A 20,901-nucleotide genomic window follows, 5' to 3' on the forward strand; every position below is an offset into this window, starting at 1 on the left:
AGGGCGCACGTCGGTGCAGGGCGCACGTCGGTGCAGGGCGCACGTCGGTGCAGGGCGCACGTCGGTGCAGGGCGCACGTCGGTGCAGGGCGCACGTCGGTGCAGGGCGCACGTCGGTGCAGGGCGCACGTCGGTGCGCCCCTACGGTACGGGTTAATTTGGAACTGGGAATAATCTAATAATCTACGCCTTCCCCTTATTTAAGGGGATGATTTTCGTTGAGTAATTTTTCGATTCTCGCTTCATCTACTCTGGAGATAATGCGTTTCGATTCGTGAATATCACGGGTAGTTTTGGCGAGGCTAATGGTTGAGCCAACGGAGAAGACTAACCCCATTCCCATAAAGCCTTTTGTCCAACTATCGACAGGTAGATATAAAATCCCGATACTCATAGCCGAGACGGAAATAATAAAAGAAGCCCAGGTTTGAAACACCCAAGCGTTACTGTGGATTTGGTTGTTAAACGGTGATTCCATAGTCCCTTTCTTCATCAAAACTCGGTGAATTCAATTTACTCAAGAATAGAAATCGCTTCGCTGATAATTTAGGGACAAGGGGACAGTTTTGGGAATTGCACAGGAATTGTATGACCCAAAGAGTCGGAAAATCGTATCGACTATTCGTTTATTGTTGTGCCAGTTGAGAAATTGTTTAATTGTGCATCGCGTACATAAAAACAATTGTAGGGGCGACCCGCCGGATTCAATCAACATCACCCAACCTTTAATTTGATCGGGTCGCCCTCCGCCCGGTATCGATGTGACACCGAATTGAGAAAAGGGCGAGTCGATATAGGTTAATTCTTACACCTAACATTGATGCAGCGACTCGCCCCTACAGCCCCTATGCCCTACCTCCGACAACCGCGAAAATTCCGCCAATCCTGACAATGGACTCCATAGAAAATAAATAATTTGTGCTTTAATCCAACTCAAACTCCAAGGATTTATTATAATTTCTATCCAAATAATAAAATCCTTTAAAAATGACTACACTCAATTTTGCTGATGACAAAAAATTCTCCACCGGGGATGGTCCAACTGCTGTTGGTGTCGGAGACTATAACGGCGATGGACATCTGGACTTAGCTGTTGTTAACCGTCTTGCCAACAATGTTGCCATTCTCTTAGGCGATGGGACAGGAAACTTTGGCACCGCCCCATCATTGAATGTAGGAACTCTTCCTTTGGATGTGGCTTTAGCGATGCGATTAACTTCAAAGTGGGAAATGGTCCTTATGGCATAGCGGTAGGAGATTTTAATGAAGATGGTAAACCTGACTTTGTAGTTGCCGACCTTTACTCTGATAACATTTCCTTACGCCTCAATACCACAAACTTCCCGCTGATCGCGAATAACGATAACTTCACCACTGACGAAGATACGGCTATTTAGCCAATCACTCCTCCAAAAATGTTTCAGTTTTAGTAGGAAATGGACATGGTAATTTTAGCAATGCCATTCAATTTGGCGTAGGGAGTTCTCCTAGAGGTATTAATATCGGCGATTTCAATAACGACAGTAAACCTGATCTCGCCGTTGCCAACCATGCTTCCGATAATGTATCTATTCTCCTCAATACCAGTAAGTTTCCTCCCATCGCCAATAACGATACCATTACCACGGATGAAAATACGCCGCTAATTTTTAATCCGCTCACCAATGACCAAGAACCGGATGGAGACAGTCTCACCAATGATGCGCCCACACTGAGTCCATTTAACAAAATTGGACAAGAAGATAGTGCGATCGCCTTCACTGATACAGACTTTATTAATGCCTATAGTGACCCAGAATCAGATAACTTTACCGCCATCAAACTCCTTTCCTTACCTCAAAATGGGACATTAACCCTAAATGGTAATCCTGTTGGTGAGGGCGCAAGCAGTGAGGGCGCAAGCAGTGAGGGCGCAAGCAGTGAGGGCGCAAGCCATGAGGGCGCAAGCCATGAGGGCGCAAGCAGTGAGGGCGCAAGCAGTGAGGGCGCAAGCAGTGAGGGCGCAAGCAGTGAGGGCGCAAGCCTTGCGCCCCTACAGAACGGCTATATCTCAATTACTGACATAAATAATCTCACCTTTACGCCCGATGCTAACTATAACGGTACTACCAGTTTTGTTTGGAATGCTTCGGATGGCACTAACTATTCAGCGGGAACAACGGTTAATTTAATCATCAATCCCGTTAATGATTCTCCTGTGGCTGTTGCCGATAATGTCACCACTCAAGAAGATACTCCAGTTAGTATTGATATCCTCAATAATGATAGTGATATCCTGGATGGCGATACCTTATATATCGATACCTTTGATATCTTCTCAAGTAACGGGGGTACAATTACTCGTGATCAACGGGGAACCCCCCATGACGCAACGCGCGATCGCATTGAAGGGGGAGTCGGACATGATACTGTAGAAGGCGGCGATGGAAATGACCACATATTCGGCAACCTCGGCAATGATATCCTATTCGGCAATAGCGGGGAAGATATCATACGCGGTGATCAGGATAATGATATCCTTTATGGCGGAGGCGATCGCGATCGCGTATTTGGCGATACTGGAGATGATTTTCTCCTGGGAGAAGGTGACGCGGATATCCTCGTTGGCGGTGAAGGGGATGATACCCTCGATGGCGGCGCTGGCGCGGATAAAGTCTATGGAAATAATGGGGCGGATCAGTTTATCTTACGAGTTGGTGAGGGAAGCGATACTATCTTTGACTTTAACCCTGGGGAAGATATCTTAGGGTTAGCTGGGGGACTAAGTTTTGATCAGCTTAATCTGATGGGTATGGGAAGTACCACCCTAATTCGGATGAATGGGAGTGGGGAATTATTAGCCATGTTAATCGGCGTACAAGCCACTCAAGTCAGTGTAGCCGATTTCGTCGTGGTTTAGGAATTGTGCGATCGCGCCAATCGGATCAAAATTGACACACAAACCCAAACCGTAGGGGTTTGGTTTCCGTTCCCCCTGTCTTTAGAATAGGAGTAAACGAGTCTAAAGTTTACCCGATGGCTGTTGTTATTCCCGATGAAGTTCTGAACATCGCCCAACTCTCGGATGTAGAGATGTTACAAGAAATTGCCATTCTGCTGTTTCAGCAGGAACGCTTGACATTAGCGCAAGCCAGTCGATTGGCTTCTTTGCCCCGTTTGCACTTTCAAAAGCTGCTCGCAAGTCGTCAGATTCCTGTACATTATGATGTGCCGGAATTAGACGCTGAGGTGGAAATGATGCGGGAGATGGGTTATCTTTGACTATTGTTAGTAATACCTCACCGATTACCAATTTAGCCGCGATCGCACAGCTTGATCTACTCTACCAACTCTACGGCACAATTCTGATTCCACAAGCTGTTTACGCAGAACTGACAAGGTTTAATGTACCAGGAACTATAGAAGTTCAAACGCTTAGTTGGATAGAAACTGTTACTGTAGTCAATCAGGAATTTGTCGTTCAATTACAATCGGAACTCGATCCGGGTGAAGCGGCGGCTATTGCACTTGCTGTCGAACAACAAGCGACTTTAATCATGTTAGATGAACGTCGGGGAGTACAGGTTGCTAGGCGTTATGGCTTACAAGTACAAGGTATTTTAGGTGTGCTACTTCGGGCAAAAAACCAAGGATTGATTCCAGTAGTGCGTCCGTTTTTAGATGCTTTAGTCAATGAAGCGGGTTTTTGGATGACTAATAATCTTTACCAACGGATTTTGCAAATTGCTCAAGAATAATTGCCTACAGAAAAATACTGTAGGGGCGACTTGCCGAATTTAACGCTCTATAACACATCTGCAAACGCGGGACGTAATTTCTGATAACACCAAAGCCCCACGCCAAACACTACCCCAGAAACGCCAAAGGCGACTGCCCATTCTAACCCATGTTCCACTGACCCAACTAATACCAAATCCCGATAAACCTGGGCAATTACTGCCAGAGGATTCAACCAAAACACCAAATCCCGTAACCTTTCTGGAATCACCGAAGCCGGATAAACAATCGGCGTCAGATAAAACCAAAGATTTAAAATCACCCCCAACGTTTGGGGAATATCTCGTAAAAATACGGTTAACCCGGCTGCTAAATATCCTAATCCGGCAGTTAACAACAACTGAGTTAACCAAACTAACGGTAATAACGCTAACGTGGGATTTAATGTTCCTGAGGATATGGCAACTAACACAATCAACGCGGCTAACCCTAAGGCACTTTCAATAAATGTAGATAAGACGGGAACCAGTGGTAATAGTGCCAAGGGAAACACCACCTTCTTCACCAAATTAGGTTGTCCGACTACCGAACCCGCCGATTGGGTTAATCCCCCCGTAAAAGCAATCCACGGTAATAACCCGGCAAACAACCATAAGCCAAAGGCAATATTGTTATCAGCAGGTAATCCCTTTAGACTCAGTTTCACCTTCAGAACAATGGAAAACACGTAGGTGTAAATCAGCAACTGAGACAGTTGATTGAGGAGGGGCCACAAATTCCCCAATACCGAACCTTTATACCGTGCCTCCAAATCCCGGCGCACTAATGTCCGCAGTAGGTCAAATTTGACCCACCACTTTTCGTTTAGGGGCAACCATCGTCTAATTTTACCAGCTTTCCGAATTACGCCGAGCATTGATTTGTCATTGGTCATTGGTCAAAACACTGATTTCACGGATTTATTGGAGAGATAGGGGTAGGGAGGTGATAGCTTATTGACACTGATTACACAGACAAGGAAAGTTCTCTCATCTTCCCCATCTTCCCTATCTTCCCCATCTTCCCTATCTTCCCCATCTTCCAGACGTTCCAGCGGAACGTCTCTACAACCCCATCTCCCCCGTCTGAAGAAAGGCGAAAATTTGCTACAGTCCTGGCAACAGTGGCGGTAAAATACACATCTGGTGTTTCAGGAGAAGCCGTAAGCCTTGCAGCAATTATTACAGATTTCTCGACTCATCGATGCCTTCAACGAATGGGTTGGTCGCCTAACCTACTGGCTAGTATTACTGATGATCGCGATCGGGACATGGAATGTCGCCGGACGCTATATTGGCTATTTTATTGGTCAAAACCTGAGTTCCAATGCCTTTATCGAAGGTCAATGGTACTTATTTGACTTGATATTCCTCTTAGGTGCCGCTTACACCCTGCGCCATGATGAACATGTGCGGGTGGATGTATTCCATAAAAGCTGGGCACCGAAATGGAAAGCCCTGGCTGATTTAATCGGCACAGTGTTATTCTTAATTCCCTTTTGTTTAATGGTGATTTATTTCTCCTGGGGAACCATTCTCAATTCCTGGGCAATTCGGGAAATGTCTCCTGATCCGGGGGGATTACCCCGCTATCCGATCAAATCCATGATTATTGTCAGCTTTGTCCTCCTGATTCTGCAAGGGATTTCCCAAGCGATTAAAAACTGGGCAATTTTCACAGGCTATCTTACACCCCAGGAGGAACATCATGATGCTGGAGTATGAATGGTTAGGTCCTTTGATGTTTGTCGGGGCGTTGGTATTTCTGTCCCTGGGCTATCCTGTGGCATTCTCTCTGGGAGGAGTTGCGATCGCGTTTGCGATTATTGGTGTGAGTTTTGGTGTCTTTGACCCCATCTTCCTGACTGCCATGCCCCAGCGTATTTTTGGGATCATGGCTAATTATACCCTATTGGCAATCCCTTATTTTATCTTCTTGGGTTCCATGCTGGAAAAATCTGGCATTGCTGAACGCCTGTTAGAAACTATGGGGATTCTGTTCGGGCGATTGCGGGGGGGACTTGCCTTAGCCGTAGTATTAGTGGGGGCGCTATTAGCCGCAACCACTGGGGTTGTCGCCGCAACCGTAGTGGCAATGGGACTGATTTCTTTACCAATTATGCTGCGCTACGGCTATGATAAACGGTTGGCAACGGGGGTAATTGCGGCATCGGGGACTTTGGGACAGATTATCCCGCCGAGTGTGGTTTTAGTCGTATTAGCAGATCAGTTAGGAATTTCGGTTGGGGACTTATTTATTGGTTCTCTGATTCCCGGCTTATTAATGACCACAGCTTTTGCGGTACATGTACTGATTGTGGCATGGCTTAAACCCAGTGCGGCACCGGCTTTACCCGCTGAGGTTCGCAACATTGGCGGGAAAGCTTTAGGACGTCGAGTTCTGCTTGCCATGTTCCCACCGTTATTATTAATTCTTTTAGTCTTAGGCAGTATCTTTTTTGGCTTTGCCACACCAACAGAAGCTGGGGCGGTGGGTTGTGTGGGCGCGATGGTACTCGCTGCTGCCAATCGTAAGTTAACTTGGCTATCGTTACGCCAAGCCTGTGACGCCACGCTACGAATTACCAGCATGGTGATATTTATATTACTGGGTTCTACGGCGTTTAGTTTAGTCTTTCGCGGTTTAGAGGGCGATCAGTTTATGTTTGATATTCTCGCCAACTTACCCGGAGGTCAGATTGGCTTTTTGGCAGTGAGTATGGTAACGGTGTTTATTTTAGGCTTTTTTATTGACTTTTTTGAAATCGCCTTTATTATCGTTCCTTTATTTGCTCCGGTGGCGGAATCTCTGGATGTGAATCTTGTCTGGTATGGGGTTATTTTGGGGGCTAATTTACAAACATCCTTTCTCACACCGCCCTTTGGCTTTGCCCTGTTTTACTTACGGGGTGTCGCTCCACCGGAGGTGAAGACGACAGAGATTTATTGGGGGGCAATTCCATTTATTTTACTTCAGGCGCTAATCGTTGTGTTGATTATCGCGTTTCCGGAGCTAGTTAGTTTCCTTCCCTCGTTGAGTCGCTAATAAGTAGGGTCTGCTGAATCAGTCTTGTGGGAAGCTGGGGGAGAGGATTACCAATGAACGATGAACCATGAGCCATGAACCATATCTAGCGGAATTTAGATTAAATAAACGCTACATTGGTAGTATAGTCGCCGCTAGCGATCGCCAAGATGGCTGGGGACTCTACTCTCTAATCATTCAGATGAAATTTTTGCTCCCGCCGACTTTGGAGCGGTTAATCCAATGCATTTATGATCCCTCACAACCTTTGGGAGAATGTTTATATGAAAAGGGTGTGTTGTCATTAGCCAATTTGGAATTTCTTTTCCAATTACAGTTAACCCGGGAGTTTTATGCTGTTACTGACAACAGCAATACGAGATTCAGCATTGACACCGATATAACAATTCCCAACTTTGAGCTAACTGGATTGAGCTTACCATTGATCTGTCTGACGGGTTCGGATGAAAGTTTAGGAGGTTGTACGGTGACGCTCAAATCAAATCCTTTTTGTTTTTGGAGTCAAGGACTGATCAAAAACAAAGTGCCTAACGTCTCTGGTGATCACAACAGTGGAGTTGTACCGCCAACCTTACTCATACGTCATTTTCCTCCAGAATGCCACTTGCTAAAATACCGAGAATTTTATTCACATCTTTGAGATAATATTCGCTTAAATCAATGGACAAGGTTTGCCCTTCTAATTTAAGAAATTGCCAAATACTACCCGTCGTCACCGCACCGTAAATTGTTTTAATTTCAGTTGCCGATCGCTGATTGAAAATTTGGGACGCAACCATTGCCGCCGCACACTGCCCCAGTCCGGCATTAATATTCTCTTTTTTGGCTTCTATAATTGTAATGACCGGTGCTGTTACGATCAGTATTTCTGGGGATTTAGTAATAATAAAATCACAGACCCCATTTAATCCTTTGTCTTTATCTACCGTAAAATCGACTCCAGAGAATAAATTTATTTGCTCATTTAATTGGCGGCGTAAATCAACTAATATGGGTGCTATAATTAGTTCGGAACGCGCTTTTTCACTATTACTGCCTAATGCGATCGGTAGGTTATAGTTGATAATTTCTGCCAGTAATGTACTGGTGGCTAATTCAGGACTATCGGCGAAAATATCACGTTTTTCTAACGTAGTTAAGCCGAACTCTTGTTTGGCTTTAGTTAAAGTAAAGTCGCTGTAAGACATAATATGATTATGGGTGGTAGCAACAGTTATCCTGATCGCCCTGAATTGGTAGAAATGTCTTAACTGTGATCAACCGAGGGAGAGAAAAATTGCGATCGCGCGGCTTGAGTGTCTTGCAGGTGCTGTTCTAAGCCTTGCCAGTCGCTTTGTTCAACCCGTTCAATCAATTCATCGAGATGGTGACGATAAGATAAGAGCGATCGCAATAAAAAGTCCCGATTATAACGCGCCATCATCACCCCTAACTCCGGATTTCCGCCACCTACCCGACTGGTATCCCGAAACCCGGAACTGGCTAACTGCTGCACTAACTCCAAGACAATCGGGTCAGTTTCATCGATACAGGCATTAATTAAACTAGCACTCACCATAACAGGCAGGTGAGAAATCCAAGCCACGGCGCGATCATGATCTTGAGGACGACAGAAATAAACCCGATTGGTAAGCGATCGCACCACCTGCTCAACCTGCTTCACCGCGTCGGTTGGCGTCGTATCCAGGGGCGTCAACACATAAGGAGAATCCGTAAATAACCCCGATACCGCCGCCTCAATCCCATTCGATTCTCGACCCGCCATCGGATGTCCACCGACAAAATTATGCCACAGAGGGGTCACCGCTTCCACCACCGCCGTTTTCACCGAACCCACATCCGTGATAATCGCGTCAGGGGATAGATGGGGAATTAACGCCCCAAGCGTTGGCGCGATCGCAGAAATTGGCGTACAAATAAAAATAATATCAGATGCTGCCAAAAGGTTCATTTTGACACTCGCGTCATCCACGACACCGAGTTCAATGGCTCTCTTGCAGGTATAGTCTTGGCGAGACACTCCCAAGACAGAATGACCTAATTTTCTCAAATCTAGTCCTAGGGAACCGCCAATCAGTCCCAGTCCAACAATCCCAATCTTCATGATCCCATGCTATCCACGTTAAGCTAATCAAATCCTTTAAATTCAGTTTTAGGCAAAGCTGAAGTGGGAGAGTCTTCGCACCCTTCCCAACCATCATTTCTATGACTCTAGCGCTACCCTTGACCAGTGGGAGAGGATAAGCAAGATCAGGGAGAATAACGTTAATTGATCCCACTCTACTCTACCTTGCCACTCTACTGGGAAACTTGCTCCGATAACAACACCGCTCGGTAGCGCTTTCCTTAAAAACGTATCCTCTCGCAGTTCAATCAGGATAGCATTAATGAATGTGACGGAAATTCTCAAAAAATATGCGGCTGGCGTGAAAAACTTTTGCGGGGCAAACCTTGCCGAAGCCAACCTGAGTGGGATTAATCTCAGTGGTGCTGATTTAAGTGAAGCCAACTTAAGTGTAGCCAACCTCAGTGGTGCTTATTTAATTGGAACCAATTTAAGTCGGGCGCGACTCAATGTAGCCCGACTCAGTGGAGCCAATCTTACCAAAGCCAACTTAACCAAAGCCAATCTCAACGTTGCCAATTTGATTCGAGCCGACTTGGGAGGAGCGCAACTGACGCAGGCGGCGATGATTCGGGCGGAACTGATTCGTGCCAAGTTAAGTGGTGCCACCCTGACAGAAGCCAACCTCAGTGGTGCGGATCTGCGAGAAGCCGCCCTGAGAGACGCCAAACTACACCGGGCGAATCTGAGCGAAGCCAACCTACGCGGGGCATTTGCCACCGGAGCAATACTCGAAGGTGCCAATTTAAACGCCGCCGATTTGAGTCGTAGTGATCTGAGTAATAGCAATTTTCGACAGGCTGAATTTAAACAAGCCAATCTCAGTTGTGCCAATTTAGCGGGTGCGGATCTCAGTGGTGCGAACTTGCGTTGGACTGATTTGAGTGGTGCGAATCTCAGTTGGGCAAATTTGAGTGAGGCTAAATTAAGCGGCGCGAATTTAACCGGGGCGGATTTGACTCATGCTAATTTGCTCAATACCAGTTTAGTGTATGCGGATTTAACCCAAGCGCGATTAATTCATGCCGATTGGATTGGAGCGGACTTAACCGGGGCGACGCTCACGGGGGCAAAATTGCATGGTGTGTCTCGTGTTGGTCTCAAAACCCAAGGGATTGTCTGCGAGTGGGTTGATTTGAGTCCAGAGGGCGATCGCAGCCGGGTGGTTAACCTGTCAACGGAAGAAGTATCGCACAAGTTTTTTAATGAAACCCTACCCACTGTCACGATTCTGATTGATGCTCCTTTAGATATAACCGCGAATTTAACTCTAATCCGGGTTTATCATCAACTGGCGCAGACGTTCCCCGTTCTCAATACAGCCCCCAATGTGAACGTTGGCGTGCGGAAAACCTCTTTGACTTTCAGTGCCAGTAATTCTGAGTTGTTGATTATTGCTTACTTAGGTATTGTCCCGTTTAACGATGCCACGATTACCCAGCAGAATATTATCACATTGCTCAAGAAGCTAGAACCGAGTGTTCGGGAAAAGTGGGGAATTAAAACATCCCAATCCATTCAAGAGTTCCGGAAAACCCTTAACCAAGGGATCGACCAGTCAAAAATGGCAGTGGATTTTAGGAAGTCGAGTCCTTTCTTCCAAGCTCCCACTCAAACCATCATCACCAACTCTCACAATCAAACCTGGACAGCTTACTACCATCCTGCCTTTGGTAAGCCGTTGATGAAGGGGGTGTAGGGTGTGGGGTGTCGGGTGTCGGGTGTCGGGTGTCGGGTGTGGGGTGTGGGGTGTCGGGTGTGGGGTGTGGGGTGTCGGGTGTCGGGTGTCGGGTGTTGGGAAAGGTTGAAACTATTGCCTATTGCCTATTGCCTATTGCCTATTCCCTGTTCCCTGTTCCCTGTTCCCTAACAAATGACGAATGACGAATGACTTATAACAACTATAGAAGAAAGTGTTATCCTCCACAGTATTGTGTTGTGTGAGGAAATTCAAGTTATGGTTACGTCTCCTGTCCGTCGTCAGGACTTCCATCGTTTTACCCCTAGACATCATCTACAAACATCTTCGACCCATGGGACGCTAACGGATTTATCCCTAACCCTACCCAAGACTCCCTTGTTTGGTACGGATGGCATTCGGGGACGAGTGGGGGAACTGCTTACCGCCGAATTAGCGCTACAAATTGGGTTTTGGGCAGGTCAGATCTTACATTCGCAAGCTTCATCCTTGGGTCCAGTGATTGTGGGACAGGATTCGCGAAACTCAAGTGATATGTTGGCATCGGCACTGAGTAAAGGCTTAAACTTAGCCGGATTGGAGGTCTGGAATTTAGGATTATGTCCGACGCCGGGAGTTGCCTATCTTACCCGTTTCTCAGAAGCTATGGGTGGGGTGATGATTTCTGCCAGTCATAATCCCCCAGAAGACAATGGGATTAAGTTTTTTAGCGCTCAAGGGACAAAACTGCCCGGGGAATTGCAGCAGCAGATTGAGGCAGGTATCCGAGGTATAGTCGATACGGTTGTGATTGCTCATACCCAAGGTCAGCATTATCACCGACCGGAATTAGTGGGACGTTATCTGGAATCATTACGGCGTCCCCTGCAATCGGTAACCCATTTACAGGGAATGAAAATTGTCCTCGATTTGGCGTGGGGGGCGTCGGTGAGGTTAGCCGAACAAGTCTTTTCCGAGTTGGGAGCAACGGTTATTGGTTTACATAATCAACCTGATGGCGATCGCATTAATGTAAATTGTGGCTCAACTCATTTAGCCTGTCTCCAGAACGCAGTACGAGAACAGTCGGCTGATATGGGGTTTGCCTTTGATGGTGACGCGGATCGGGTGATGGCGGTTGATAGCGAAGGTCGAATCATTGATGGTGATTATATTCTCTATTTCTGGGGACAAACATTACGACAACGGGATCAACTCCCCGATGATTTAATTGTTGCCACGGTTATGGCTAATTTGGGCTTTGAACGGGCATGGAAAGCCAGCGGCGGTAAACTGGTACGAACGGCTGTGGGTGACCAATATGTGCAAGCGGCAATGGATCGCAGTGGTGCTATGCTCGGCGGTGAACAGTCGGGACATATTCTTTGCTACCATTACGGCTTGACTGGCGATGGTATGTTAACGGCGCTGCATTTAGCCTCATTGGTACGTCAGTCGGGGGTTTCCTTGAAAACCTTAGTAGATCAAAGCTTCCAGACCTATCCCCAACTCCTGCAAAATGTGCGTGTCGAAAACCGCGATCGCCGTTTACATTGGCAAGACTGTCAACCCCTGATGGATGCGATTACCCAAGCTCAAACTGTGATGGCAGATCAAGGGCGAGTTTTAGTCCGGGCATCAGGAACCGAACCTGTCATCCGGGTGATGGTAGAAGCCGTTGAAGCGCAAATGGCGACGCATTGGACAGCCAAACTGGTTTCTGTTGTGGAAAAACATTTAACTTGAATGGCACTGAAATAAGCATTTTGGGATCGCCGAAACCATTGATATACAGTAGGGTGGGCACTGCCCACCAGCATACCAGTCAGTACCATTCCATTTAAGTTCAAAGGCAGGAGGCAGAAGGCAATGATAACGGTTCTGGAAAGGATATGAGAACTTCCCCCAGCTCCCTCTGCTCCCCCAGCTCCCAGACGTAGCATGCTACGTCTCTACATTGCGTCCCCAGCTTCCCTACCCCTGCACCCTGGCTTATGGATGTGCCACAATCGAAAGGAATGGGCAACGTGACAGCTTTGCCATGGTTAAATCGAAATCGAAATCAAAATCAAAAAAATCGAAAACCTCAAAAAAAGAAAAAAAGCAGTCAAAGCAGTCTGAAGCCCCTCTCCTGAGTTTGAAGGAGCAGTTAGCCCAAAAGCGTAAAGCGAAAAAGCAGCGCCAAGAACTGATTCAATGGCTGTTCATGACGCTATTGCCGGGGATATTCCTAGGGGCGATCGCGAGTGTGGTTGCTGAACCAAAGATGGGTGTGATCGCCGGAGCAATCATACCTTGTTTTGGTCTGTCCTACAAATATCCCCGCAAGGCACTGTGGTTATTTCTCATTTATATGCCCTTTAGCGGCACGGTTGTATATACCCTCGGCGGTAGCGCCCTACTCCAATTAGCCAAAGATGGATTTTATTTTCCTGCCCTAATTGGCTTGTATCAACAGTGCCGACGCGAAAAGAAACCCTTCTTTGTTCCCCAAAGCCTGATGTCAACACTGAGTATTTGCTTGGGGTTTTCTCTGTTGACATTATTCTTTGTTAACGGTTTACATTTGACGGGCGAGGCGTCAGGACAACCCTTTCTTCAGGGAGTTTTGGGCTTGAAAATTTTCCTGGGATATGTTCCCCTGATTTTTTGCGCTCAACATTTGCTCAAAAGTAAAAAGGAGTTGTTATTTTGTAGCCGCTTACATCTAGGTCTGGCAATTATTTGCTGTCTGCTCGGGCTGTGGCAGTACATGATGCTCAAACAGGGTGTCTGTAGAGGTACGGATCACCTCTCCGGGGTTGAATTATTTAAGGCAAGCTTAGAGGCTCGCTGTTATATTGGTGGAGCTTTGTTATACAGTCCATCACAGAATATGATTCGCTTACCAGGAACCTTTGTGTCTCCTTGGCACTGGGGTTGGTTTTTGATAGGCAATAGCGCATTGACATTTGCCGCCGCATTTAGCGATTCGTCTTTTTTGTGGCGGATTGGAGGTTTGGCAGGTATGGCACTGGTTTTTGTTAATGCGGTAATCTGCGGTCAGCGAATTGCCCTAGCTTTAGTTCCAGCTATTACTATACTTTTGTTGATCCTCACAGGTCAGATAACGAATCTCAAGCGGTTTATTCCAATAGGGGTGGGACTGGGCTTGCTGATTGCGATTGGTTTAGCCATGAATCCAGAACTGGTTCAGGAAAGGATCGACAGTTTTAAGAGTCGTGCTGAGGCTTCACCACCGCAAGCATTTATTCAAGAGCAATTTGAATGGGCGACTTATAACACTGAGGGATGGCTCGGTAATGGTTTAGGACGAGCCACGAATTCTACTCGCACCTTTGGGGATGTTTCACTGGTTGAAACCTATTATCCCAAACTTATTTTTGAAGTAGGTACCATCGGCACCCTAGCATTTTTGGCGTTTGTGACGCACTTGACATTTACTACATTTAAAGCCAAACAGTCAGTTCGTGACAAAAATTTACGTAGTTTTGGCTCTAGTTATTGGGTTTTTGTGTTGATTATCAGTTATAACACCTATTGGTATCCTTTGGATACAGACCCCGTAGCTGTCTACTACTGGTTTTTTGCAGGGGTTATCCTAGCCTTACCCAAGATAGACCGACAGGAACTGCGAAAACAGAAACTTGTCGAACAACAAGATGAATCTGATGAACAAAAGAACGGTAAAAAAAAGGTATCTAAACCCCGAATTGCTACCCCAGCAGCCTAGTGAAGGAGATGAGGGAGATGAGGGAGATGAGGGAGATGGGGGAGATGGGGGAGATGGGGAGTGATCTCAACACTGAGTTAGGGCGGGTTTTGTACCAAGGTTACTATCAATAGCTATAAGAGAGTCCCTAAACCCGCCCCTACAAACCAGGTTTCATCTAGCGAAGCGAAAGGTCAAAACTTTTTTAATTACCATAAAAATAGCCGTGAATGAGCCGTTAATTTCAGTCATTATTCCCACTTATGAACGCGAGGAACCCTTGCGAGATACCTTAGAAGATGTACTCAAGCAAGACTATCCCGCTGTTGAAATTGTAGTGGTTGATCAAACTCAAAACCACAAACCTGAAATCGAAGCCTATTTACAGCAACTGGCGAATGACCAGAAGATTAAATGGTTTCGGGTGAACTGGGCGAGTTTACCTGGGGCGCGAAATTATGCTGTGCGACGGGCGATGGGGGACATTATTGTATTTATCGATGATGATGTGAAAATGCCTGCTGGGTATTTGCAAGCACACGCCCGGAACTATGAACGTCAGGAGGTTGGGGCGGTTGCGGGGCGCGTATTTGACCGAATGAAGCTAGCCGATTCTCTCCAAAAACATCAGGGAGATTATGAAATTGAGGAGTTACCCCCTCAGGCGATGGACCCCGGAATTGCTTGGTATCACATTGACCTAGTGCATACGATTAAACCGCAGTGGGTGATTTCCGCCAGAGGCTGTAATATGTCCTACCGTCGGGAGATTTTTACCAAGCATGGGATATGGTTTGATGAACGATTTCGCGGAAGTGCGGTGCGGGAAGAGTCAGATTTTTGTCTGCGATTGCGGCAAACGGGGTATCAGATTTGGTATGATCCCGATGCCTCTTTGGTGCATTTAGGCGAAGAGACGGGCGGTTGTCATGATATTAGTACGCGATCGCTAAAATACCAAGTCACATTTTACCACAATCATTTCCTGATGGCGCTGAAAAACCTTACCCCCAGTCAGCAGGTGCGTTTATTTGCCAAGCTTTTTGATTGTCACGTTCTCGGAAATCCCCCCTGTAACAAGAGTGGTTCTCCTATTAAAATTGTTACTCGTGCAGGGTTCTACACTATCGGATTTATGGATGCACTGAAAACTCAAATCCAGTCCAGTTGGGATCAGGGGCAAATTTATACGGAGTTGGATGAAAAAGTTGATGGTTAATTGGGGACGTTTTGACCCTTCGCGACATTCAATTGGCATGGTTTGTAGGGGCGGGTTTAGGGACTCTCTGGTCGCGATTGATAGTAACCTTAGTACAAAACCCGCTGGTGTGTAGGGGCGGGTTTAGGGACTCTCTGGTCGCGATTGATAGTAACCTTAGTACAAAACCCGCCCTAACTCAGTGTTGAGATAACTCCCTATCTCCCCCATCTCCCCCATCTCCCCCATCTCCCTTATCTCCTCTATTCCCTATTCCCTCTAAAAAAATGAAAATTCTAGTTGCCAGTCATACCTATATTGTTGATCTCAACTGCGAAAAGCTACGCGAACTCGCTAAATTAGAACCTGACATTGAAGTCACCGTAGTCGTACCCCGTCGCTGGCGTCCAGGGGGTGTACAAAATAAAATTATTGAAACTCAACCTCGTCAAGAGGGTTCATTTCGAGTTGTCCCTGTCTCGAATTTCAGCCAAAACAACCAAGGATTACTTACCTTTGGCACGGAGATCCTTTCCTTATTGCGAGACTTTAAACCCCAGATCATTCAAGTTGAACAAGGGGCAAAGGCATTAGGATATGCCCAATTCATTGCCTTGAATCAACTTTTAGGGCTAAAGGCGAAAAATGTATTCTTTACCTGGTGGAATTTACCCTATCAAGTGAAGTTTCCTTTATCGATATTGCACGACTATAACCTTCAGAATACTCACGGATTGGTTGCGGGAAATCAGGATGCGGTGGAGGTACTCCAGCAGCATGGTTATCAAGGGGCTTATACCGTTATGCCCCAATTGGGTGTGGATGAAAGCCGATTTCTTCCCCAAGCCCAGCCAGAGTTACAAAGTAAACTAGGACTTCAAGACGATGAGTTTGTCGTCGGATTTGTAGGGCGATTTGTTGAGGAAAAAGGGTTATTAACGTTAGGGGAAGCTTTGGCAGGGATCACGGATTATCACTGGAAATGGTTACTGCTAGGGCGGGGTTCTCTGCAAACCGTGTTAATGAAAAAGGCGGTGGAATGGGGAATTAAAGACCGGATGATTTGGGTGGAGAGTGTTCCTCATGACGAAGTGCCAAATTATATCAATTTGATGAATGTTTTAGTTTTGCCTTCTGAGACGACGTCCAAGTTTAAAACGTTAACGGCGGCGGGTTGGAAGGAACAGTTTGGTCATGTTTTGATTGAGGCGATGGCATCGAAAGTGCCTGTGATTGGGTCGGATTCGGGGGAAATTCCGAATGTGATTGGGGATGGGGGTTTGGTGTTTCCGGAGGGGAATGTAGAAGCGTTACGTGGCAAGTTGGTATCGCTGATGGAACAGCCGGAGTTGGCGAATCAGTTGGCTGAGTTGGGGTATGAACGGGCAATGAGGCAGTATACGAATAAGGCTTTGGCGCGGCAGTTGTTGGATTTTTATCAGAGACTTATGGAGTGATGAGATTATTTTTTATGGGTGTCGGAATTATAGTTTTTCAACGCAGAGGGGCGCAGAGGTTTACGCAGAGGGCGCAGAGGGAGTGATAGGATTGGGACTTGATGTTTATGAGGTAGGTTTCTTATTGGTTGGCGAGTATGACATAAGACGTAGCTTGCTTCTCGCGATAGCGAGTATGACAAATGACATAAGACGTAGCTTGCTTCTCGCGATAGCGAGTATGACAAATGACGAATGACAAATGACAAAAATGCGAATTTTACAAATTGTTCCTTCTATTTCGCTGGTTTATGGAGGTCCGAGTCAAATGGTGCTGGGGCTTTCTAAAGCGCTAGCGAATCAAGGTGTAGATGTTACTATATTGACGACTGATAGTAATGGGGATTTTGGTCAACCGCCACTGGATGTTCCTTTAGATAAACCTGTGCAGCAGGATGGTTATCAGGTGCGATATTTCCGGTGTTCTCCGTTCCGGCGTTATAAGTTTTCCCTCGATTTATTACGCTGGTTGTGGCAACATGCAGGGGAGTTTGATCTGGCGCATATTCACGCCCTGTTTTCACCTGTGAGTACGGCTGCTGCGACAGTCGCCCGCAAACGAAATTTACCCTATATTTTGCGTCCCTTGGGTACGCTTGATCCGGCGGATTTACAGAAGAAGCGGCGATTAAAACAAGTTTATGTGGGATTGTGGGAAGGCGCTAATTTAGCTGGGGCGGCGGGTATTCATTTTACCAGCGAACAAGAGGCGAAGATTTCTCAACGGTTTGGTACAAATGCGCCGGATATTGTGATTCCTTTGGGGGTGACGCTTCCGGAGGATGTAGAGACGCGCCATGGCGCGTCTCCACGTCAGGGCGGGTTTTGCACAAACGATATCATTAATAGCGAAACAAAAGTCCCTAAATCCGCCCCTACAGATGTTCCAGGAAACGTCTCTACCCAATCATCAATCCTATTATTTATGTCTCGAATTGATCCGAAGAAGGGATTGGATTTACTGATTCCGGCGTTAGAAACGCTTTTGGCTGAAGGGTTAGCATTTCAGTTTATCTTAGCGGGCGCGAATCCTCAAGATCCAGAGTATGAACGTAAAATCCAACAACAGATTCAGGCGTCGTCGCTATCGTCTCAGACGACAATTACAGGGTTTGTTGAGGGGGAAGTAAAAGCGGCGTTGCTACAAAGGGCGGATCTATTTGTTTTACCCTCTTATTATGAAAACTTTGGCATTGCTGTCGCCGAAGCAATGGTGGTGGGGACTCCTGTGGTAATTTCCGATCAGGTGCATATTTGCCCAGAGGTGAAGGGGGCGGAGGCGGGATGGGTTTGTGGGTGTGATGTAGCGTCGTTGACGCAAACCTTACGGGAAGCGCTAAGGGATGCTGGGGAACAAAAGCGGCGTGGAGTCAATGCCAGAGACTATGCCCTACAGCATTATAGTTGGGATGCGATCGCGCAGACTATGATTGAGGCATATCAAAACATAATTGATAATTGATAATTGATAATTGATAATTGATAATTGATAATTGATAATTGATAATTGATGTACAGTCGGGGCGGGTGTAGGGTGCGTTAGCGGAGCGTAACGCACCATTTCAAAAGATAGTCGTGAAACCCGCCCCTACACAATCTTCGCCATCTCCCGATAACTGATAACTGATAACTGATAACTGATAACTGATAATGGCAGACATTGATAACCTGCTCAACCAAATCGCCGCCCAAGAAACCCAACTTCAGGATACCGAGTTTCTTGCCCCCTGTGTTCAAGGGGGAAAGGTTCGCACGTCAGTGGCTAATCTGATTTATACGTTTACTCCTCAACCGAGTGACTTTGAAGGGTGGGGTATTTTTCGTCCTGTGGATGAGAAAACGGCTGAGGTAGTAGAAGAGGCGAGTTTACCTCAATTAGCGGAGTATCTGAAATTACTAAAACCTCTGCGCTTACGATTAGCTTATCCGTTGCGTTCATTGACTTGGTTAGCTTATCCCATTAATGAATCGGATATGCAGCAACGTTTGGATATGGTTAAACCTGTACCTGTACATTTAGTTAGTGAAGGCGCTGCATTTGAACCGATTATCGCCCGTTTTGATGGTACGGCATTTTGGTTTGATGAAATAGATAGACGCGCTGAACCTCAGCCGACTGAACAGTTACGAGAACAGTTAGAACAGGTTACGCTACCGGATCAGGTGCGGTTTGCGGGAATGACACCGGAAATGCTGACGGTTTATGAGTTGGTATTGCAACAAACACCTGCTTATCAGCAGCGAGAACACCATCGGCGTCAAGCGAGAGGAGCAGGGGGAGCAGGGGGAGCAGGGAGAGCAGGGGGAGCAGGGAGAGCAGGGGGAGCAGGGGGAGCAGGGGGAGCAGGGGGAGCAGGGGGAGCAGGGGGAGCCGAGCGAACCGATGAACAACGGTTGCGGGATGCATTACAGATGGGAGGTGGGAGATTGCGGACATTTCGCGATCGCGGCGAGTTTTGGCAAGTGGAATGGACGACTCGTGATCGGGAACGTCATACCTCTGCGATCGCCAAGGGAGATTTGACGGTGATGAGTTCGGGAATCTGTCTTTCTGGTTGCGATCGCGACTTTGATTTACAATCCCTGGTTGGTGTAATCGAAGCCCGCAGCTAGATCATCAATCCGGTAATCAAAATCGATGTGAGCATTCCTGACCAACGGTAACAGAATATACCAACTAATTCCTATCTTGACTTTTAAATATGAACAAGCCTCAAATCCTTACTGTTCCCTGTTTCCCGTTCCCTGTTCCCCATCTCAACCGTCAACTTTAATTTTGTCCCCCTACTGATCAATATTTCTTTACGAAGATTTCAAGAATCTTTCCCTGAATCTTGACTACAATCTAGTTATCGTCTACCCCAATCTCTATTAAATACACAGAGAGATAAATGATGCTGACAAAAAAAGCGCACCAGAGAAAAATCAGTAACTCCTTTGACTTTAGTCAACTCTTTGCTCAAAGCATGAAAAAGGGTCAAATCAGTCACTCTGACTGGTATGAATTACTGATAACACCCATGGATAATGCCTTTACCTCCGATCATGAGGAGGCGGTGACTCGATTAATCTATGGGGTGCGACATGGCTTTGTTAAAGTCGTTGAGAACGCCTAGTTGCTTCAATCGAGTCATTGGCTATGTCGCGATACGTCCGGCGGACACGCTTCGCGAACGCGGTGATTGCCCATTTTTATCGATAATGTCTATTTTCTTTCACGAAAACCTCTATCGAACACCTACCCTGATGACCCGGTTGCAGGAGTTTCCGGTAACCGTATGCGGGGCTGGGGCGCTGGGGGCAAATCTGACCGAAAACCTGGCGCGTTCTGGGTTGGGCAAGCTACGGGTGATTGATCGCGATCGCATCGAGGAACGCAATCTTTCCACTCAACCCTATTACAAATCCGATATTGGTGTCTATAAAACCAAAATCTTGACAAATACACTCTATCGTGCATTAGGTATCACTGTCGATGGGCGTGCCAAAGAACTAACGGCGGACAACTGTTCTCAATTACTTCGGGATAGTCAGTTAGTCATTGATACCTTTGACAATAGTGTCGCCCGTCAAGCGGTGAAAGATTATTGTCAACAGGTGCAGATTCCCTGTTTGCATCTGGGATTGGCAAGTGACTATGCGGAAATTATTTGGAACGATAATTATCGCGTTCCCTCACCAGTCAATGATGATATTTGCGATTATCCCTTAGCACGAAATTTAGTGATGCTGGCGGTGGCGGTTGCTGGTGAGGTAATTATTACCTTTGTCGCCACTGAAAAGCAACAAAATTTTACGATTACGTTAGCCGATTTAGCCGTTAAACCCTTGAATCTGTAGGGATTGCTGAATAAGTATTGTGGTGAGGTTAGAGAGCAAGGGAAGCAATGTA

22 protein-coding genes and 2 pseudogenes are annotated in these 20,901 nt (G+C 46.5%); 20 read left to right on the forward strand and 4 right to left on the reverse strand.

The genetic code is table 11. The features are described from left to right. Positions 1-195: 195 nt before the first annotated feature. A complete protein-coding gene (locus RIE73_RS06880; protein WP_446400484.1) occupies positions 196-477 on the reverse strand; it encodes a YiaA/YiaB family inner membrane protein in 282 nt (93 codons plus the stop codon). 509 nt (positions 478-986) lie between these two features. On the opposite strand from RIE73_RS06880, the gene RIE73_RS06885 reads away from it, so the two are divergent. From RIE73_RS06885 to RIE73_RS06915, 7 genes and pseudogenes are all read left to right on the forward strand, one after another. Further along, the gene (locus RIE73_RS06885; RefSeq protein ID WP_446400485.1) at positions 987-1,247 is read left to right on the forward strand and encodes an FG-GAP repeat domain-containing protein; all 261 of its coding nucleotides are present in this window, start codon (positions 987-989) and stop codon (positions 1,245-1,247) included. After that, positions 1,223-1,396: a hypothetical protein gene (locus tag RIE73_RS06890; protein ID WP_446400486.1), complete on the forward strand. Its 174-nt coding sequence runs from the start codon at positions 1,223-1,225 to the stop codon at positions 1,394-1,396. The genes RIE73_RS06885 and RIE73_RS06890 overlap by 25 nt, the downstream gene beginning before the upstream one ends. A 65-nt stretch (positions 1,397-1,461) precedes the next feature. Beyond that, positions 1,462-1,806: pseudogene (locus tag RIE73_RS06895) on the forward strand (Ig-like domain-containing protein); the annotation flags it as partial. 52 nt (positions 1,807-1,858) lie between these two features. Continuing rightward, the gene (locus RIE73_RS06900) at positions 1,859-2,065 is read left to right on the forward strand and encodes a hypothetical protein (protein ID WP_446400487.1); all 207 of its coding nucleotides are present in this window, start codon (positions 1,859-1,861) and stop codon (positions 2,063-2,065) included. 26 nt (positions 2,066-2,091) lie between these two features. Next, positions 2,092-2,898, forward strand: a pseudogene (locus RIE73_RS06905) (calcium-binding protein); the annotation flags it as partial. A 116-nt stretch (positions 2,899-3,014) separates the two neighbouring features. Continuing rightward, entirely contained in the window at positions 3,015-3,260 is a 246-nt protein-coding gene (locus RIE73_RS06910) for a UPF0175 family protein (RefSeq protein ID WP_446351459.1), read from the forward strand. Then, the gene (locus tag RIE73_RS06915; protein ID WP_446400488.1) at positions 3,257-3,736 is read left to right on the forward strand and encodes a DUF3368 domain-containing protein; all 480 of its coding nucleotides are present in this window, start codon (positions 3,257-3,259) and stop codon (positions 3,734-3,736) included. Before RIE73_RS06910 ends, RIE73_RS06915 begins: the two co-directional genes overlap by 4 nt. Positions 3,737-3,783: 47 nt before the next feature. Here RIE73_RS06915 and RIE73_RS06920 read toward each other — a convergent pair whose 3' ends face one another. Continuing rightward, positions 3,784-4,632, reverse strand: a complete 849-nt coding sequence (locus tag RIE73_RS06920; protein ID WP_446400509.1) for an ABC transporter permease — start codon at positions 4,630-4,632, stop codon at positions 3,784-3,786. Between the two features lie 292 nt (positions 4,633-4,924). Here RIE73_RS06920 and RIE73_RS06925 point away from each other — a divergent pair, with 292 nt between their 5' ends. From RIE73_RS06925 to RIE73_RS06935, 3 genes are all read left to right on the forward strand, one after another. Next, positions 4,925-5,479, forward strand: coding sequence for a TRAP transporter small permease subunit (locus RIE73_RS06925; protein WP_446400489.1), 555 nt, complete (start codon positions 4,925-4,927; stop codon positions 5,477-5,479). Beyond that, positions 5,463-6,800 (forward strand): TRAP transporter large permease, encoded by a 1,338-nt coding sequence (locus tag RIE73_RS06930; protein ID WP_446400490.1) that lies wholly within the window; start codon positions 5,463-5,465, stop codon positions 6,798-6,800. The genes RIE73_RS06925 and RIE73_RS06930 overlap by 17 nt, the downstream gene beginning before the upstream one ends. Positions 6,801-6,867: 67 nt before the next feature. Next, a complete protein-coding gene (locus RIE73_RS06935) occupies positions 6,868-7,440 on the forward strand; it encodes a hypothetical protein (RefSeq protein ID WP_446400491.1) in 573 nt (190 codons plus the stop codon). Here the strand turns inward: RIE73_RS06935 and RIE73_RS06940 are convergent. Beyond that, complete coding sequence (locus RIE73_RS06940; protein ID WP_446400492.1) at positions 7,376-7,987, reverse strand: hypothetical protein; 612 nt, start codon at positions 7,985-7,987, stop codon at positions 7,376-7,378. The two genes, RIE73_RS06935 and RIE73_RS06940, sit on opposite strands and share 65 nt — an antisense overlap. A gap of 59 nt (positions 7,988-8,046) precedes the next feature. Further along, positions 8,047-8,904 carry a prephenate/arogenate dehydrogenase gene (locus tag RIE73_RS06945; protein WP_446400493.1) on the reverse strand — a complete coding sequence of 286 codons (858 nt, stop codon included), beginning with the start codon at positions 8,902-8,904 and terminating at the stop codon, positions 8,047-8,049. Positions 8,905-9,187: 283 nt separating this feature from the next. Here RIE73_RS06945 and RIE73_RS06950 point away from each other — a divergent pair, with 283 nt between their 5' ends. From RIE73_RS06950 to RIE73_RS06995, 10 genes are all read left to right on the forward strand, one after another. Then, positions 9,188-10,624 carry a pentapeptide repeat-containing protein gene (locus RIE73_RS06950; protein ID WP_446400494.1) on the forward strand — a complete coding sequence of 479 codons (1,437 nt, stop codon included), beginning with the start codon at positions 9,188-9,190 and terminating at the stop codon, positions 10,622-10,624. An 8-nt stretch (positions 10,625-10,632) separates the two neighbouring features. Beyond that, positions 10,633-10,809 carry a hypothetical protein gene (locus RIE73_RS06955; protein ID WP_446400495.1) on the forward strand — a complete coding sequence of 59 codons (177 nt, stop codon included), beginning with the start codon at positions 10,633-10,635 and terminating at the stop codon, positions 10,807-10,809. 73 nt (positions 10,810-10,882) lie between these two features. Further along, a complete protein-coding gene (gene glmM, locus RIE73_RS06960; RefSeq protein WP_446400496.1) occupies positions 10,883-12,349 on the forward strand; it encodes a phosphoglucosamine mutase in 1,467 nt (488 codons plus the stop codon). A gap of 295 nt (positions 12,350-12,644) precedes the next feature. Continuing rightward, on the forward strand, positions 12,645-14,336 hold the full coding sequence (gene hpsL, locus RIE73_RS06965; RefSeq protein ID WP_446400497.1) for a hormogonium polysaccharide biosynthesis protein HpsL: 1,692 nt from the start codon (positions 12,645-12,647) through the stop codon (positions 14,334-14,336). A gap of 205 nt (positions 14,337-14,541) precedes the next feature. Next, a complete protein-coding gene (gene hpsN, locus RIE73_RS06970) occupies positions 14,542-15,534 on the forward strand; it encodes a hormogonium polysaccharide biosynthesis glycosyltransferase HpsN (RefSeq protein WP_446400498.1) in 993 nt (330 codons plus the stop codon). A 266-nt stretch (positions 15,535-15,800) separates the two neighbouring features. After that, complete coding sequence (gene hpsO, locus RIE73_RS06975; RefSeq protein WP_446400499.1) at positions 15,801-16,970, forward strand: hormogonium polysaccharide biosynthesis glycosyltransferase HpsO; 1,170 nt, start codon at positions 15,801-15,803, stop codon at positions 16,968-16,970. 250 nt (positions 16,971-17,220) lie between these two features. Further along, the gene (gene hpsP, locus RIE73_RS06980; protein WP_446400510.1) at positions 17,221-18,471 is read left to right on the forward strand and encodes a hormogonium polysaccharide biosynthesis glycosyltransferase HpsP; all 1,251 of its coding nucleotides are present in this window, start codon (positions 17,221-17,223) and stop codon (positions 18,469-18,471) included. Positions 18,472-18,659: 188 nt separating this feature from the next. After that, a complete protein-coding gene (locus RIE73_RS06985; protein ID WP_446400500.1) occupies positions 18,660-19,622 on the forward strand; it encodes a hypothetical protein in 963 nt (320 codons plus the stop codon). Between the two features lie 278 nt (positions 19,623-19,900). Further along, a complete protein-coding gene (locus RIE73_RS06990; RefSeq protein ID WP_446400501.1) occupies positions 19,901-20,125 on the forward strand; it encodes a hypothetical protein in 225 nt (74 codons plus the stop codon). 85 nt (positions 20,126-20,210) lie between these two features. Then, positions 20,211-20,849, forward strand: coding sequence for a ThiF family adenylyltransferase (locus RIE73_RS06995; RefSeq protein ID WP_446400511.1), 639 nt, complete (start codon positions 20,211-20,213; stop codon positions 20,847-20,849). Positions 20,850-20,901: the final 52 nt, after the last annotated feature.

This window comes from Coleofasciculus sp. C1-SOL-03 (genome assembly GCF_040220555.1).
GTDB lineage: Bacteria > Cyanobacteriota > Cyanobacteriia > Cyanobacteriales > Coleofasciculaceae > Coleofasciculus.

Bases quoted from the DNA above. Each gene is read 5' to 3' on its own strand.
- RIE73_RS06880 (WP_446400484.1), bottom strand. From the start codon at position 477: ATGGAATCACCGTTTAACAACCAAATCCACAGTAACGCTTGGGTGTTT.
- RIE73_RS06885 (WP_446400485.1), top strand. From the start codon at position 987: ATGACTACACTCAATTTTGCTGATGACAAAAAATTCTCCACCGGGGAT.
- RIE73_RS06900 (WP_446400487.1), top strand. From the start codon at position 1,859: ATGGTAATCCTGTTGGTGAGGGCGCAAGCAGTGAGGGCGCAAGCAGTG.
- RIE73_RS06910 (WP_446351459.1), top strand. From the start codon at position 3,015: ATGGCTGTTGTTATTCCCGATGAAGTTCTGAACATCGCCCAACTCTCG.
- RIE73_RS06920 (WP_446400509.1), bottom strand. From the start codon at position 4,632: ATGCTCGGCGTAATTCGGAAAGCTGGTAAAATTAGACGATGGTTGCCC.
- RIE73_RS06930 (WP_446400490.1), top strand. From the start codon at position 5,463: ATGATGCTGGAGTATGAATGGTTAGGTCCTTTGATGTTTGTCGGGGCG.
- RIE73_RS06935 (WP_446400491.1), top strand. From the start codon at position 6,868: ATGAGCCATGAACCATATCTAGCGGAATTTAGATTAAATAAACGCTAC.
- RIE73_RS06940 (WP_446400492.1), bottom strand. From the start codon at position 7,987: ATGTCTTACAGCGACTTTACTTTAACTAAAGCCAAACAAGAGTTCGGC.
- RIE73_RS06945 (WP_446400493.1), bottom strand. From the start codon at position 8,904: ATGAAGATTGGGATTGTTGGACTGGGACTGATTGGCGGTTCCCTAGGA.
- RIE73_RS06950 (WP_446400494.1), top strand. From the start codon at position 9,188: ATGAATGTGACGGAAATTCTCAAAAAATATGCGGCTGGCGTGAAAAAC.
- glmM (WP_446400496.1), top strand. From the start codon at position 10,883: ATGGTTACGTCTCCTGTCCGTCGTCAGGACTTCCATCGTTTTACCCCT.
- hpsL (WP_446400497.1), top strand. From the start codon at position 12,645: ATGGTTAAATCGAAATCGAAATCAAAATCAAAAAAATCGAAAACCTCA.
- hpsO (WP_446400499.1), top strand. From the start codon at position 15,801: ATGAAAATTCTAGTTGCCAGTCATACCTATATTGTTGATCTCAACTGC.
- hpsP (WP_446400510.1), top strand. From the start codon at position 17,221: ATGCGAATTTTACAAATTGTTCCTTCTATTTCGCTGGTTTATGGAGGT.
- RIE73_RS06985 (WP_446400500.1), top strand. From the start codon at position 18,660: ATGGCAGACATTGATAACCTGCTCAACCAAATCGCCGCCCAAGAAACC.
- RIE73_RS06990 (WP_446400501.1), top strand. From the start codon at position 19,901: ATGATGCTGACAAAAAAAGCGCACCAGAGAAAAATCAGTAACTCCTTT.
- RIE73_RS06995 (WP_446400511.1), top strand. From the start codon at position 20,211: ATGTCTATTTTCTTTCACGAAAACCTCTATCGAACACCTACCCTGATG.